This is a genomic window from Flavobacterium xizangense, from assembly GCF_054075145.1.
Genome location: NZ_JBSIPG010000068.1, coordinates 1 through 283, shown reverse-complemented (window position 1 = coordinate 283; position 283 = coordinate 1). Strand labels below are relative to the sequence as shown.

Sequence of the window (283 nt, the reverse complement as noted above, 5' to 3'; positions counted from 1 at the left end):
GATTCTAATAATTCAAAAGTAATAAAATAAAAAAAGCCAGACAATAGTGTCTGGCTTTTCTGCTTATTTTGAAATCGTCTTAGTCAACTAAAACAATTATCTTATTGTTTTTCATTTCGATTGTTCCTGACTTAATCTCTAAAGTATAAGTTTGATCATTAACTCTCGTAAATTTATCAGCTGCCTCTTTAGAAAAACTGAAGCTTGGAGCTGCAATTTTAATTGTTCCTTCTTCTAAGATAGAAACAATTGGGGCGTGATGATTTAAAATCTGAAAGCTTCC

The 283-nt window shown here is 30.4% G+C and carries 1 protein-coding gene; it reads right to left on the bottom strand.

Annotation, left to right across the window (positions count from 1 at the left end):
- Positions 1-79: 79 nt before the first annotated feature.
- Positions 80-283 (bottom strand): hypothetical protein (locus ACWA1B_RS22540; protein ID WP_456910833.1); only part of this gene is annotated, 204 nt, incomplete at its 5' end.